Here is a 14,344-nt window from a genome sequence, read left to right as displayed (position 1 = left end):
CACCGATGGGCACCGTTGGACATCTGCGCTGCAGATACGACGAACGGGGCTGGCGTTCCTTCGCACTTGGATCGACCGATGATTCCGCTGAAACATCTCGGGCGTTTACTTCGTCCAGGCCTGATGTTGCCGTTCCTGCTGTTGGCAGGCTGCAACTCGGCCATCCTCAATCCGAAAGGCCAGATCGGCCACGACGAGAAGCAACTGCTGATCACCTCGGTGGTGCTCATGCTGATCGTGGTCATCCCGGTGATCGTGATGACGATTGCGTTCGCGTGGAAGTATCGCGCATCCAACACCAAGGCGCGCTACGAGCCGGACTGGTCGCACTCCACCGCCATCGAGGTCGTGGTGTGGTCGATCCCGTGCGTGATCATCCTGGTGCTGGCGGTGCTGACCTGGCGCTCGTCGCATGCGCTGGACCCTTACCGGCCACTGGACTCGGACATCAAGCCGATCAACATCGAGGCGGTGTCGCTGGACTGGAAGTGGATGTTCATCTATCCGGATCAGGGCATCGCCACGGTCAATGAGATCGCATTCCCGGTGCATGCGCCGCTGAACTTCAAGATCACCTCCGATACGGTGATGAATGCCTTCTTCATTCCACACCTGGGCACCATGATCTATTCGATGGCCGGCATGGAGACCAAGCTGCATCTGGTTGCCAATGAGCCGGGCGAGTACTTCGGCCTGTCCAGCAATTACAGCGGTCACGGCTTCTCGAAGATGAGCTTCGTGGCGCGTGCCACCGACCAGGCCGGCTTCGAGGCATGGGTGGCCAAGGTCAAGGCATCGCCGAAGGCGCTGGACGCTGCCGAATACCAGGCGCTGGCCGCCAATCGCAACGACAAGGAACAGTATCCGGTCACCTATTACTCATCGGTGCCCGACGGCATGTTCCGGTCGCTGATCGATAAATACATGATGGGTAGCCATCATTCTGAAAGCCATGCCGGCGGTAAGGCAAAGGTCGTAGAGCCGTTTGCCATGTGTACTTCGGAGACAACTGATGTTAGGTAAGCTGACGATCGAGGCGGTTCCGTACCACGAGCCGATCATCATGGTCGCGCTGGGTGGTGCCGGCCTGCTCGGCCTGCTCATCGCGGGCGCCATCACCAAGTACAAGCTGTGGGGCTACCTGTGGAATGAGTGGTTCACTTCGGTGGATCACAAGCGCATCGGCGTGATGTACATCATCGTGGCGCTGGTGATGCTGCTGCGCGGCTTTGCCGACGCAGCGATGATGCGCACCCAGCAGGCGCTGGCCGGCGGCGGTGGCGAAGGCGTGCTGCCGCCACATCACTACGACCAGATCTTCACCGCGCACGGCGTGATCATGATCTTCTTCATGGCCATGCCGTTCATGACCGGCCTGTTGAACCTGATCGTGCCGTTGCAGATCGGCGCACGCGACGTGGCGTTCCCGTTCCTGAACTCGCTGAGCTTCTGGCTGTTCGTGGCCGGCGCCGCGCTGATCAACATCTCGCTGGGCGTCGGCGAATTCGCGCAGACCGGTTGGCTGGCGTACCCGCCGTTGTCGGGGCTGGAATACAGTCCGGGCGTCGGTGTGGATTACTACATCTGGGCGTTGCAGATCTCCGGGCTGGGCACATTGCTGACCGGCGTGAACTTCTTCGTGACGATCATGCGGATGCGCGCGCCGGGCATGACCCTGATGCGCATGCCGATCTTCACCTGGACCGCGCTGATCACCAACATCCTGATCATCGCCGCGTTCCCGATCCTGACCGTGGCGCTGGCGCTGCTGGGTGCCGACCGTTACCTGGGCACGCACTTCTTCACCAATGACGGTGGCGGCAACGCCATGATGTACGTCAACCTGATCTGGATCTGGGGTCACCCGGAGGTCTACATCCTGATCCTGCCGGCGTTCGGCATCTTCTCCGAGCTGATCGCCACCTATAGCCGCAAGCGTCTGTTCGGCTACACCTCGATGGTCTACGCCACCTCGTGCATCGGCGTGCTGTCGTTCGTGGTGTGGCTGCATCACTTCTTCACCATGGGCTCGGGTGCCAACGTCAATGCCTTCTTCGGCATCACGACGATGATCATCTCGATCCCGACCGGCGTGAAAATCTTCAACTGGCTGTTCACCATGTTCCGCGGTCGCGTGCACATGACCTCGCCGGTGCTGTGGACGATCGGCTTCATCATCACCTTCACCATCGGTGGCATGACCGGCGTGATGCTGGCAATTCCGGCCGTGGACTTCGTGCTGCACAACAGCCTGTTCCTGATCGCCCACTTCCATAACGTGATCATCGGCGGCGTGGTGTTCGGTTACCTGGCAGGCCTGACCTACTGGTTCCCGAAGGCGTTCGGTTTCAAGCTCAACGAGAAGCTGGGCAAGGCCTCGTTCTGGTGCTGGATCATCGGCTTCTTCATCGCCTTCATGCCGCTGTACGTGCTCGGCTTCATGGGCATGACCCGCCGCATGAACACCTACAACCATCCCGAGTGGGCGCCGTGGCTGTATGTGGCCGCAGTGGGTGCGGCGATCATCGGCCTGGGCATCTTCCTGAACCTGGTGCAGATCGGTTACAGCGTGTGGAAGCGTAAGGAACACATGGACCATACCGGTGATCCGTGGGACGGCCGTACGCTGGAATGGGCAACTTCTTCGCCGCCGCCGTTCTACAACTTCGCCGTGCTGCCGCACATCGACGACCGCGATCAGTTCTGGGCCGACAAGCAGAACGGCAAGGGCTGGGTGCGCCCGTCCAAGTACGAGCCGATCCACATGCCGCGAAACACCGGCGCCGGCGTGTACATGGGGGCCTTCAGCGTGCTGCTGGGTTTCGGCCTGACCTGGCACATCTGGTGGCTGGCCATCGTCGGCCTGGTGGGCATGATCGGCAGTTTCATCGCACGGACATTCGATAACGACATCGATTACTGGGTGCCGGCCGAAGAAGTAGAGCGCATCGAGAATGCACGCTTTGCCCTGCTCGAACAGCAACAGGCGGCGCAGGCCGCGAAGGTGGTATGACCATGGCTTCCTCGACCACGCTTGACCACGCCGCCCACGCGGGCGGCCACGATCACGACCACGAACATCACGATGCCGGTGGCAACACCGTCTTCGGGTTCTGGGTCTACCTGATGAGCGACTGCCTGCTGTTCGCCGGCCTGTTCGCCACCTATGCGGTGCTGTCCGGCGCCACGGTGGACGGACCGACCGCCAAGGAACTGTTCGATCTGAAGTTCGTGCTGGTGGAAACCTTCTTGCTGCTGTTCAGCAGCTTGAGCTTCGGCTTTGCGATGATCGCCGCGCACAAGCGCAAGATGGGTGGCCTGTACGGTTGGCTGGCGGTGACCGCGCTGCTGGGCATCGGCTTTCTGTGCATGGAAATCTGGGAGTTCAACCACCTGATCCATGAAGGCGCAGGTCCTGGGCGCAGCGCGTTCCTGTCGGCATTCTTCACCCTGGTGGGTACCCACGGCCTGCACGTGGCCTCGGGCCTGTTGTGGATGGCGGTGCTGGTGATCCAGATCTCCAAGCATGGGTTGACCGCGCGCAACAGCACCCGCCTGGCCTGCCTGAGTCTGTTCTGGCACTTCCTGGACATCATCTGGATCGGTGTGTTCACCGTCGTCTATCTGTTGGGAGCGCTGTAATGGCCAATCACCACCACACCGAAAACGCCGCCGATGCGCATGCCGGCGGCCTGAAGTCTTACCTGATCGGCTTCGTCATGGCCGTCATCCTCACCGTGATCCCGTTTGCGATGGTGATGAGCGGGGCATTCTCCAAGGGCGTCACCGTTGTTGTGATATCGGTCATGGCCGGGGTGCAGATGCTGGTGCACATGGTGTATTTCCTGCATATGGACCGTTCGCCGGAGCAGCGCTCCAATGTGCAGGTGGGGCTGTTCTCCTTGCTGATCATCGGCATCGTGATCGTCGGCTCGCTGTGGGTGCTGCACAACATGAATGTCAACATGATGCATTGACAGGCATTGGCGTGCGAGCGAACAAGCCGCCACTCGTTGGCGGCTTTTTTTTGCCGGCAAGCGGTCCATGCCATGACCAATGGCATACGGGTAACGCCTGGTTGGCGCTTAGCATCGTGGGCTTGCCTGTTCCAGGTCACCTGCGGAGTTGCGATGAAAATGCCAAGCTTGTTGTCCGTGTCGTTGCTGGCGGCGTTGTCTCTGCCAGCCGCTGCGCAAACCGCGCCGCCGCAGGACGTCCCGTTCGAGGGCACGCTGAAGATCGACGTGGATGCCACCGATCTGACGCGACGCATCTTCAAGGTCAGGACCACGATGCCGGCCAAGCCGGGCCCGATGACGCTGCTGTATCCGCAGTGGATTCCCGGCAATCATTCGCCCACCGGGCCGATCGACAAGCTCGCCGGGTTGGTGGTCAAGGTCGATGGCAAGGTGGTGCCATGGACTCGCGACCAGTTCGATGTCTACGCGTTCAAGGTGGATGTGCCTCAGGGTGCCAGCGAGCTGGTCGCCGAGTACAGATTCCTTTCGCCGCAGGCCAGCAACCAGGGCCGGGTGATGATGACCCCGGAAATGCTCAACCTGCAGTGGAACACCACTGCGCTGTATCCGGCCGGTATCCGCGCGCGCAATATCAAGGCGCAGGCCAGCGTTACCCTGCCGGCCGGGTGGAGCTATGCCACGGCGCTGGAGACCGACCGCCGGGTTGGCGACACGGTGACCTTCAAGCCGATCGACTTCGACGACCTGGTCGACTCGCCGATGTTCGCCGGCAAGTACTACAAGCGCGTGGAGCTGAGCGGCGGCAAGCAGCCGGTCTATCTCAACGTATTCGCCGACGAAGCCAAGTCGCTGGAGGCCAAGCCGGAGCAGATCAAGGCGCATGCGGCACTGGTGCAGCAGATGGACAAGCTGTACGGCGCACGGCATTTCGATCATTACGAATTCCTGCTGGCGCTGACCAAGAAGCTGGGCGGCATCGGGCTGGAGCATCACCGTTCCAGCGAGAACAGCGGCCCGCCCAACTATTTCACCGAGTGGGACAAGAGCTGGACCATGCGCGACCTGCTCGCGCACGAATACAATCACTCCTGGAACGGCAAATACCGTCGCGGCGCCGACTTGGCCACGCCCAACTTCAATGTGCCGATGGGCGACAGCCTGTTGTGGCTGTACGAAGGCCAGACCCAGTTCTGGGGCGAGGTGATGGCGGCGCGTTCGGGGCTGTGGACGCAGGACCAGGCGCGCGACATGCTGGCCGGCGTTGCAGCCACCTACGAGCGTGGTCGCCCGGGCATGGCCTGGCGCACGGTGCAGGACACCACCAATGACCCCACCATGTCGATGCGCCGGCCCAAGGCCTACCGCAGCTATCAAATGAGCGAGGACTACTACTCCGGCGGACAGATGATGTGGCTGGAAGTGGACAGCAAGCTGCGCGAGCTGACCAACAACAAGCGTTCGATCGACGACTTCGGCAAGGCCTTCTTCGGCATGAAGAATGGAGACTGGGACGTCAATCCGTACACCTTCGACGAGATCGTTGCCACCCTCAACGGCGTGGCTGCCTACGATTGGGCCAGCCTGCTGCGCAGTCGCATGGACGGGCACGGCTCGTTGAATGGTGGCATTGAGGCCAACGGCTGGAAACTGGTCTACAACGACGAGCCGAATCTGGCCACGAAGACCCAAGAAAGCAACGAGAGCGACGTCAGCCTGACCTACTCGTTGGGTCTGTCGCTGAAAGGCTCCGGCGAGATCAGCGAGGTGCTATGGGACAGCCCGGCATTCACTGCGGGGCTGATCAGCGGCAACGCCATCGTCGCCGTCAACGGACGCGCGTTCGGTGGCGAGGTGATCAAGGACGCCATCAAGGCTGCCAAGGGCACTACCGCGCCGATCGAACTGCTGGTCAGGCGTGGCGATCGCTACGAGACGGTCCGCATCGATTACCACGGCGGTCTGTTGTATCCGCATCTGGAACGCATCGCCGGTAAGCCGGATCGCCTCAGCGAACTGTACAAGGCTCGCTGAGCCCAGCGTTGGGCTCCTACGGCGAAACGGCGGCGCGTGGATGCGCCGCCGTTTCGATTGGACGCGCGTTGCACTAGCGGCAATGCACGTCGGAAACCGCAACCGCGGTTTCTCCCTTGTATTCGAGATAGCCCATCGCCCGTACGCATTTGTTGCGTCCGTCGATACGCACCGGGCCTGCCTGGTAGGAATAGATGTCGTCGTCGCGATCCCACCACGGGTCCCATTGCCAGACGCCACAGTTGTTGCGGTTGGGCTTGCAGACATAGACCTCCACGCTGGTCATCAACGGCTTGCCTCGGGTAGGGCCCAGATGCGCAAAGACCGCGCAGTTTCGGCCGTTGCCGCCGTTGTAGTACAGCTGCAGCTCACCGACTCTTTCGCCCGCAATGCGGACGGGTTTGTGATCGATGAGATTGCCGCCGCAGCCATCCGCGTGCGCCGCGCCCGCATGGCCGAGTGCAAGTAGTCCCAATCGCAGAATGATGAGATGTTTCATGGCGACCTCTTCCGTTGGTTGCGTGCCTTGCAGTGTCCTGTCGACCTGCAGCGAAGCGGACCGGCTTTCCGATAAGCGACGCCTATCAGTCGCCTGCGCGGCCGATCTCGGCAGCGACGCTACAAGCGGTACAAGCAGGGGCGTGTGAAGCAGGCGATCGCCGAGCCGTTGCCGCGCGCCTGCAGCCACGTCAGAACGCAGCCGGTGGTTGCCAGCAGATCGAAGCCCCGCGCTGCGCGTGCAAGCAGTTGTTGCGGGTGCAGTGCTGTGCGTCGGCAGCGACCTGTCGCATGCCGCGCCGCATGTTGGTTTTCCCGTCTGCGTTCCGCAGAACGTGTGCCGCCACGCCGCAGCGAGTCTTGCGGATGGCATGTGCGGCAGACCCGCGACACGCAGACGTCGTGGGCAGGACGGTGGCTGGCGGTGCGGTCGCGCCGATTGAGACCGTCAACCACTATGCTGGCGGTTTGACGAGACAGGCAACAGCGAGATGGCGAAGGCGAAGACGGCCTATGTCTGCGGCGAATGCGGTGCCGAATACAACAAGTGGCAGGGGCAATGCACCGAGTGCGGCGTGTGGAACACGCTGAGCGAAATCGTGCTCGAAAGTGCTTCCTCGGGCGGCAAGGCATCGCCTGCCGCCGCACGGCGTAGCGGCTGGGCCGGCAAGGCCGAGGCGCCGAAGATCACCGCGCTCAAGGATGTGCGGCAGACTGAGCAGGCCCGCGTATCCACCGGCATCGGTGAGTTCGATCGGGTGCTGGGTGGCGGGCTGGTCGAGGGGGCGGTGGTGCTGATCGGTGGCGACCCCGGTATCGGCAAATCGACGCTGTTGCTGCAGGCGTTGGCGCGCATGGCCGGCACGCTTCCGGTGTTGTATGTCACCGGCGAAGAATCGCTGGCCCAGGTCGCCGGCCGCGCGGTGCGTCTGGACCTGCCTCTGGAGGGCCTGAATGCACTGGCCGAAACCGGCATCGAACACATTTTGCAGCATGCCAGCGTTGCACGACCGAAGCTGATCGTGGCCGATTCGGTGCAGACGCTGTGGACCGAGTCGCTGACCGCAGCGCCCGGCTCGGTCAGCCAGGTCCGCGAAAGCGCGGCACGGCTGGTGCGCTTCGCCAAGGAAACCGGCACGGCCGTGTTCCTGGTCGGGCATGTCACCAAGGAGGGCGGCATCGCCGGTCCCCGCGTACTCGAACACATGGTCGATGCGGTGCTGTATTTCGAAGGCGAAAGCGGCAGCCGGTTCCGGCTATTGCGTGCGTTCAAGAACCGCTTCGGCGCGGTCAACGAACTGGGCGTGTTCGCGATGGGCGAGAAGGGCCTGAAGGAGGTTTCCAACCCGTCCGCGATCTTTCTGTCCGGAGGCAGCACGCAGCAACCCGGCAGCTGCGTCATGGTGACGCGCGAAGGCACCCGGCCGCTGATGGTGGAGGTGCAGGCCCTGGTGGATGCATCGCCTTTGTCCAATCCGCGTCGGGTGGCGGTGGGTCTGGAACAGAATCGGCTGGCGATGCTGCTGGCGGTGCTGCATCGCCACGGCGGTATCGTGGTCGGCGATCAGGACGTATTCGTCAACGTGGTCGGCGGCATCCGGGTGCAGGAAACCGCGGCCGACCTGCCGGTGCTGCTGGCAGTACTGTCCTCGCTGCGCGATCGGCCGCTATCGGAAAAGACCATCGCCTTCGGCGAGGTGGGGTTGTCCGGCGAGATCCGCCCGGTGCCCAACGGCGAGGACCGCTTGAGGGAGGCCGCGACGCACGGTTTCAAACGCGCCATCGTGCCCCGCGCCAATGCCCCCAAGACGTCCAGTATCAAGGGGATGGAGATCGTTGCGGTGGAGCGCCTGAGCCAGGCGCTGGAAGCGGCGGCGGACTGAATCACTCGTTGCTGTCAGAGCCCAGCCGCCGCCAGCCAGCTCCTTGCGATAAGGGCGCTGGCGGAAGGCGCTGGGCTTGCCTGCACTGGAGCGCGTTGCATGCGACCGTCCGTCGGACGGCGGAGCGTGGAACACATCCGCCTATGGATAAATCGTTTTTCACAAGACGTCTGCTATGGCACCATGCGCGGCCTGCTGCATTGTGCAGCGGGTCACATTGCTTGCTTTGGACACTCACGATGGAATGGATGTTGCTGCCGCTCAAGCGCTATGCCGACTTCAATGGTCGTTCGCGCCGCAAGGAATATTGGATGTTTGTGCTGCTGCAGCTGATCGTCCTGCTTGTGCTCGGTGGCATGTTCGCCATCGCAGCGGCAGTAATGGGCAGTGACAATGGTCCCGGTGCGCTGGCGTGGCTGATTGGCGCGATCATGGTAATCGTCGCATTGGCTTTGATCGTGCCGAGCATCGCAGTGAGCGTCCGTCGTTTCCACGACCAGGGTAAGTCCGGCTGGTTCTATCTGATCAGTCTCGTTCCTTACGTGGGTGGTCTGATCGTCCTGGTATTCATGTGCCTGGAGGGCACGCCGGGCGCAAACGAATATGGCGAAGATCCGAAGCAGTAAGGGCGGATCGTCCGATCGAACGACGACGGCGCAGAAAAATCTGCGCCGTCGTCGTTTGCATGGGTGGCGGTCGCACACGCGAAGTGGCGGCCCACTGTTCTAGGTGAGGCTTAGGCATGCCCGGCGTGTTGTCGGGTCGCATCGGTACCTCAGAGCCTGCGCTGTCCAGGAACGCAGGCCGGACGCGCTAGCAGGCAGCCGAATGATGCCCCTGGTTCTGGCTGCCACCTTTATTGGATAGCGATGCCTCCTGGTCCTGCATGGCAAGTTCCAGCTTGTAGCCATGCGAATACACGGTTCTGATGCGCACCGAACCATCGTGATTGCACAGCTGCAATTTCTTGCGCAGCTTGTAGATGTGCTGTTCCATGGTGCGGTCGGTGAACTCGGTATGGCTGCCCCACACGGCCTTGGCCAGCTGGCAGCGGCGAAAGCACACGCCAGGGCTGGAAAACAGCAGCCAGGCGATCGAGAACTCGCGAGCTGTCAGCACGATCGGGTTGCCGTGCAGGTAGACCGTGTTCTGCTCCCGGCTCAGACGATAGGGGCCGACGCTCAGGTGCTGGGATTGCGGGCAGCTCGGCGCGCTCTGTGCGGTCGCGAGCGTCGCCCGCACATGCAGCTCATGCGAATTGAACGGCAGCGCCAGGACCTCATGTGCGCCTACCCCATACCAGGCCAGGATGTCGCTGGCGCAATCGAAGCGCCCCAATACGATCAACGGGGTGGGATGACCACTGTGGCAGCGCTGCCAGGCCAGCACCGAGCTGTCGTCGGGGGCGACGCAGGCGGCATCGAACACCAGCAGCTCGCAGGGCGAATGCCGCAGGGAACGGAGAAGTTCCAATTCGTCGGAAAACACCGCGAGATTGGCCTCCAACGGAGCGAGACTGGCATGGACCTGGGAGGTCAGTCGGGCGTCCTGCGTCAGCAGAAACACCGATCGTTGCCTGCCGGAGAGGGGGCCGTGCATCAGCCTGCCGCCGCCTGACGGTGGACATGGGCTGCCCGCTCGGAATACGGCCAGTGGGCCGCTGGTATGGAGCCAAAGCCGGCAAAGAGAAATAAGCGCATCGCCACATCGTCCGGTTAACAGGGGCGTCCGGTCGAGCTCGGACGCAATGGTATGTACCATTGCTGGGCCGAAAAGTTTCACTCCCACGTACTTTTCTTCGGTTCGATGCGGTTGCGCTTTAACCTGCGCTCAGCTCCGCGTAATGCTGCTCTAACTCAGCGGGTATGCAACCAAGGCCAGGGAGCGGCTGCGGATAGGCGTGCGCCTGATCCGCCGGATCCCAACGACGCGCGGCCATCGAGAAGGCTCCGCCAGCGCTGGCGCAAAGGTCTAGACCAATCTAGTGCGATTCATGAGGGGCATTCCGGTGGGACGGAATAGTCGGGCAGCGCAACTGCATCGAGAAGACCAATCTGATCGAGCGCGTGGGCCCCACGTCCCGAATCGACACGACATCGAAGTGGTCACACACAAGACATGAAATGACACCGGTGGCTCGACGGCGAAGCCATACGTAAACCGATCTTGCGCGAAGGCGTCGGATGCTCCGGGGTAGAAAGTCGCTTTCGATGCGCCGACGCATGGCGCGCCGATGTCCAGACATGTCATGGCTGACGCGTGCGCAAACACCGCCCGCACAGGCGAAACGCGCGTTCTGCGCGCAGGAGGACAGGTTGAGATTTTTTGATGTTTACCGCCTGCGGGGAGGGGAATTTCCAACGGATCCGCTGCATACAATCGGTTGCGTCCGCCACATCGGCGGACTGCGTTCTTTTGCTCATTCCCCCTGAGAGAGCTCGGCATGATCCTTTCCACCTACTTTGCAGCGATTTCTGCGTTGTCCTACGCAGATCGTCTTCCTATCTATACAAGCAGGATGCTGGTCGGTGCTTGGCCACAAGGTCTGCAACATCTTCAACAACGTCGCGACGGGCAGGTCGCCTCCGAGCCGGACGACGATGAAGTCAGCTTGCTCGGTGCGAGTGGCGATGTGCTGTTGATCCTCGAGTACCAAGAGGAAGCCGAAGAGGCGTACCGCCAGGCGTTGAAGTCCGTGCGCGGACAGCAACGCCAGCTGCGCCTGTTGTCGTGTCGCAATACGGCGTGGCTGATGCTGAGCCAGCGCCGTCTGAGCGCCGCCCTGAACTGCTTTGCGCAGTTGGCGATGGATCGCGATACGCCAGATTACCTGCGCGGGGAGAGCCTGCTCGGCAAGAGCCTGACCCATTTTCATCTCGGCCAGAGCACGCTCGCCCTGCAAACCCTGGAGCGGGCCCACGAGGCGCTGTCGGAGCTGGACACCAACGCGTCGCAATGGCTGCAGATCAGCTCCGCACTGCGCCTGGACATGCTCGCGCAGCTGCGCATCCGCCGCGCCGAGCGGATGAGCGACCATGTGTTCTGGCAAGCCACGCTGCGGCAGGAAGACGCCACGCATGCATTCGAGCCCAGCGAGCTGCGCGCCTGTATCGCAGATCTGACCGAAAGCATGCCGGTACTCGCTCAGCGTATGCGTCATGTACGCAACCTGTTGCGAATCGCCGGCGGCGATACCTTCGGGTTCGATGCCCAGATCGATGCGTTGCCGGCGGCGGCCACGGGGTACCCACCGTGTGCGCGACAGGATGCGCAGGTGGAGCTGGCGTTGGCGGCCCTGGCGGTGGGGCGCGCGGATCTGGCCGAGCGCGCGCTGGCCGGTGCCGGCCGGCACCACGCGCCGCGCTGGAACCTGGAGTTCGAGTACTGCCAGGCCAAGATCAGCCAGGCGCTCGGACGCACCGAACAGGCATTGTTGCTGTACAACCGTTACGCCTTGGGTGCCGTGCAATGCCTGCGTAGCGAGGTGCAGGCGCCGCGATTGCTGGAAGGCGGCGCGCCAGTGCACGTCAGCGACGATATCTCGGCGCGGTTACCGGCCAAGTACCGGCGCGCCTACAGCTACATGATCACCAATGCGCATCGGTCGGATCTTTCGATCAACGAGGTAGCGGCGCAGATCGGCGTCACCGGACGCGCGCTGCAGCAGGCCTTCAAGTCCGCTACCGGCCTGTCGCCAACGCAGGTGCTGCGGCGTTACCGGATGCAGAGCATCCGCGACGAGTTGCTTGCCGAAGGCGGTTGCGGCAGCGTGCTGCAGGCCGCCAGCCGCTGGGGAGTCGGCAGCCGTTCGGCATTGGCCAAGGGCTATCGCCAGCACTTCAACGAGGCACCGATGGAGACCCTGCAACGCTGACCGTCCGGAGCCGGGGCGGCAGCGACGCCCCCGGTGCCCGTTTCGAGAGGGCCGGGGGCGTCACGCTCGGGCGGGTACCATACCCGTGCTGCCGGAGCGAGGCATGCGTGCGCGGGGAGTGGCTTGCGGCTATCCTTTCCGGCTCGCTCTTCCACCCGCGCGCGCGTCCGAGGATGGATGTGGTCGCCCCCGAAACGACGACGATCATGCAAGATCACACCGCCGAGGCGATGGACGCCTCACAGATCTGCCGCGCTGGGGTCGATCTCAACGGATTGATGTCTGTCCTCAGCAAGCATCTGTACTCGACGCCGGTGGTGGCACTGCGCGAGCTGGTGCAGAACGCGCACGATTCGATTCTGCGGCGTCGCCTGGAACAACCCGGCTGGAACGAGGACGCGCGGATCCACGTCTACGCCGAGCCGGGGCAGGGCATCGTACGCATCGTCGATACCGGTGCAGGACTGACCCAGCAGGAAATCCACGACTACCTGGCCACCGTGGGCGTCGGCTATACGCGTGGATTGCGTCAGGGTGGGCATGAGGACAGCGGCCTGATCGGCATGTTCGGGCTGGGCTTCCTGTCGGCCTTCGTGCTGGCACGGCGGGTCACCGTGCGCACGACGTCCTACCAGGCTCCGGCGCTGGGGCATTGCTACATCTCCAGTACCGCCGAGCACTACACGGTCAGTCCGATCCCGGCACGCGCAGGCGTGGGAACGGAAGTGGTGCTGGAGCTGCACGAACAATATCTGCCACTGGCGCAGGATGCGCGGCTGCACGAGATCCTGTCGCGGTACTGCGCGCTGTTGCGCGAGCCGATCTGGGTGGGCGCCGATGCGCGGCCGATCAATCCCGAGCCGCCGCCGTGGCGCATGCCCGATGCGGCGCCCCTGCACCCCGTGCAGGCGTGGCGCCGGCAACGCGAGTTCGCGGCGCGCTTCGAGCGCAACTTCGAGCCGCTGTGCTGCATGCCGGTGCGGGCGGACGACAGCAGTGATGCGGTGGGCCTGTTATGGGTGCAGGACGGCGCCACTTACGGTACCAGCGACAACCGCAACCTGTCGGTGTTCCTGCGCGGGATGCTGCTGGACGACAACGCGCGCGAACTGTTGCCGCCGTGGGCCGGATTCATCGGCGGGGTGATCGAATCCAATCGCCTGACGCCGACCGCCAGCCGCGAGGACCTGCAGCGCGACCCGGTGTACGGAGCGGTACAACACGCCTTGTCCGAAGCACTGGTGCAGGGGCTGGCGGAGGTGGCGCGGCAGCAGCCGGAAGCCTGGCGACGCATCCTGCTCCGGCACAACGAGGCCCTGCTGGGTGCGGCGTTGTGCGATGAACGGCTGTTCGATCTGCTGCTGGAGCATGTGCGCGTGCCCACCTCGCAGGGCGACCTGCCGGCCCAGCAATTGCCGTCGCGCGGCGCCGTCCACGTGATCCTCGATAGCGACAGCGGTTTCGAAGAAATGCTGTTCCGTGCGATGGGCGTGCCGGTGGCGTACGGAAACCGGTATGCGGTGGTGCCGTTCCTGCGTCGCTGGGCACAGGTCAAGGGCATGCGCCTGGTCGAGCTGGGAACCGAACAGGGCAACCGCCAGCTGTTTCGGATCGATAGCCTGCCGGCCGACGAACTGGCATGGCTGGAACACCATCTGGGCGACGGCGAAGCCTTGGTGCCGGCACGCTTCAGCCCAGCGGAGCTGCCACTGGTGGTGGTGCCCGATCGCGAGGCAGAGCTCAAGCGCCGGCTGGAACAGGACGAAAACGACAAACGCATTTCGACCGCTGCATTGCGGCTGGCCCGGCAATTCACCGCACGCATCGACGCGCGCCAGACCCGGCGGCTGTATCTCAATCTCGACAATCCGGCGCTGCAGGCGCTACTGGCGGCGTGGCGCGGCGGCAATCCGCAGGCGGAGGCGGCGGCACGGCTGCTGCGCGCGCTGAAGGTGATCGTCTCCGCGCAGGGGCGCACGCCGCCGCAGAGCGGCAGCGCAGGGGCAGGCGGCCCGGATTTGAACCAGGCCTTCGGCGATCTTGCCGGGGCGGTGACCCAACTGCTGGCGCGCTGAGCG

The 14,344-nt window shown here is 63.3% G+C and carries 11 protein-coding genes; 9 read left to right on the top strand and 2 right to left on the bottom strand.

Annotated elements, in window-relative coordinates; all coding sequences use genetic code 11:
* The first annotated feature begins 78 nt into the window (after positions 1-78).
* The 5 genes from cyoA (at position 79) to LL962_RS09310 (ending at position 6,011) form a co-directional block, all read left to right on the top strand.
* Positions 79-1,023: a ubiquinol oxidase subunit II gene (gene cyoA / locus LL962_RS09330; RefSeq protein ID WP_228316699.1), complete on the top strand. Its 945-nt coding sequence runs from the start codon at positions 79-81 to the stop codon at positions 1,021-1,023.
* A complete protein-coding gene (cyoB, locus tag LL962_RS09325; RefSeq protein ID WP_104584295.1) occupies positions 1,013-3,013 on the top strand; it encodes a cytochrome o ubiquinol oxidase subunit I in 2,001 nt (666 codons plus the stop codon). The genes cyoA and cyoB overlap by 11 nt, the downstream gene beginning before the upstream one ends.
* Positions 3,010-3,642, top strand: a complete 633-nt coding sequence (cyoC, locus tag LL962_RS09320) for a cytochrome o ubiquinol oxidase subunit III (RefSeq protein ID WP_208800484.1) — start codon at positions 3,010-3,012, stop codon at positions 3,640-3,642. The genes cyoB and cyoC overlap by 4 nt, the downstream gene beginning before the upstream one ends.
* Positions 3,642-3,977, top strand: a complete 336-nt coding sequence (gene cyoD, locus LL962_RS09315; RefSeq protein ID WP_228316698.1) for a cytochrome o ubiquinol oxidase subunit IV — start codon at positions 3,642-3,644, stop codon at positions 3,975-3,977. Before cyoC ends, cyoD begins: the two co-directional genes overlap by 1 nt.
* A gap of 153 nt (positions 3,978-4,130) precedes the next feature.
* Complete coding sequence (locus LL962_RS09310) at positions 4,131-6,011, top strand: M61 family metallopeptidase (protein WP_228316697.1); 1,881 nt, start codon at positions 4,131-4,133, stop codon at positions 6,009-6,011.
* A 73-nt stretch (positions 6,012-6,084) separates the two neighbouring features.
* Here LL962_RS09310 and LL962_RS09305 read toward each other — a convergent pair whose 3' ends face one another.
* The gene (locus LL962_RS09305) at positions 6,085-6,510 is read right to left on the bottom strand and encodes a hypothetical protein (protein ID WP_228316696.1); all 426 of its coding nucleotides are present in this window, start codon (positions 6,508-6,510) and stop codon (positions 6,085-6,087) included.
* 490 nt (positions 6,511-7,000) lie between these two features.
* On the opposite strand from LL962_RS09305, the gene radA reads away from it, so the two are divergent.
* Together radA and LL962_RS09295 are read left to right on the top strand one after the other, a co-directional pair.
* On the top strand, positions 7,001-8,392 hold the full coding sequence (radA, locus tag LL962_RS09300) for a DNA repair protein RadA (protein ID WP_104584290.1): 1,392 nt from the start codon (positions 7,001-7,003) through the stop codon (positions 8,390-8,392).
* 239 nt (positions 8,393-8,631) lie between these two features.
* Positions 8,632-9,018 carry a DUF805 domain-containing protein gene (locus LL962_RS09295; protein WP_104584288.1) on the top strand — a complete coding sequence of 129 codons (387 nt, stop codon included), beginning with the start codon at positions 8,632-8,634 and terminating at the stop codon, positions 9,016-9,018.
* 187 nt (positions 9,019-9,205) lie between these two features.
* Here the strand turns inward: LL962_RS09295 and LL962_RS09290 are convergent, their stop codons facing one another.
* Positions 9,206-9,991, bottom strand: coding sequence for a winged helix-turn-helix transcriptional regulator (locus tag LL962_RS09290; protein WP_104584287.1), 786 nt, complete (start codon positions 9,989-9,991; stop codon positions 9,206-9,208).
* Positions 9,992-10,910: 919 nt separating this feature from the next.
* Between LL962_RS09290 and LL962_RS09285 the strand changes: the two genes are divergently transcribed.
* Positions 10,911-12,266 carry a helix-turn-helix transcriptional regulator gene (locus tag LL962_RS09285; RefSeq protein ID WP_228316695.1) on the top strand — a complete coding sequence of 452 codons (1,356 nt, stop codon included), beginning with the start codon at positions 10,911-10,913 and terminating at the stop codon, positions 12,264-12,266.
* Positions 12,267-12,472: 206 nt separating this feature from the next.
* Positions 12,473-14,341, top strand: a complete 1,869-nt coding sequence (locus LL962_RS09280) for an ATP-binding protein (RefSeq protein ID WP_228316694.1) — start codon at positions 12,473-12,475, stop codon at positions 14,339-14,341.
* The last annotated feature ends 3 nt before the right edge of the window (positions 14,342-14,344 follow it).

The organism is Xanthomonas sp. NCPPB 1067, assembly GCF_020783795.1.
GTDB lineage: Bacteria > Pseudomonadota > Gammaproteobacteria > Xanthomonadales > Xanthomonadaceae > Xanthomonas > Xanthomonas melonis.
This window is presented reverse-complemented; position numbering and strand designations above follow the sequence as displayed.

Coding starts and splice junctions, on each gene's coding strand:
- cyoA (WP_228316699.1), top strand. CDS start 79: ATGATTCCGCTGAAACATCTCGGGCGTTTACTTCGTCCAGGCCTGATG.
- cyoB (WP_104584295.1), top strand. CDS start 1,013: ATGTTAGGTAAGCTGACGATCGAGGCGGTTCCGTACCACGAGCCGATC.
- cyoC (WP_208800484.1), top strand. CDS start 3,010: ATGACCATGGCTTCCTCGACCACGCTTGACCACGCCGCCCACGCGGGC.
- cyoD (WP_228316698.1), top strand. CDS start 3,642: ATGGCCAATCACCACCACACCGAAAACGCCGCCGATGCGCATGCCGGC.
- LL962_RS09310 (WP_228316697.1), top strand. CDS start 4,131: ATGAAAATGCCAAGCTTGTTGTCCGTGTCGTTGCTGGCGGCGTTGTCT.
- LL962_RS09305 (WP_228316696.1), bottom strand. CDS start 6,510: ATGAAACATCTCATCATTCTGCGATTGGGACTACTTGCACTCGGCCAT.
- radA (WP_104584290.1), top strand. CDS start 7,001: ATGGCGAAGGCGAAGACGGCCTATGTCTGCGGCGAATGCGGTGCCGAA.
- LL962_RS09295 (WP_104584288.1), top strand. CDS start 8,632: ATGGAATGGATGTTGCTGCCGCTCAAGCGCTATGCCGACTTCAATGGT.
- LL962_RS09290 (WP_104584287.1), bottom strand. CDS start 9,991: ATGCACGGCCCCCTCTCCGGCAGGCAACGATCGGTGTTTCTGCTGACG.
- LL962_RS09285 (WP_228316695.1), top strand. CDS start 10,911: ATGCTGGTCGGTGCTTGGCCACAAGGTCTGCAACATCTTCAACAACGT.
- LL962_RS09280 (WP_228316694.1), top strand. CDS start 12,473: ATGCAAGATCACACCGCCGAGGCGATGGACGCCTCACAGATCTGCCGC.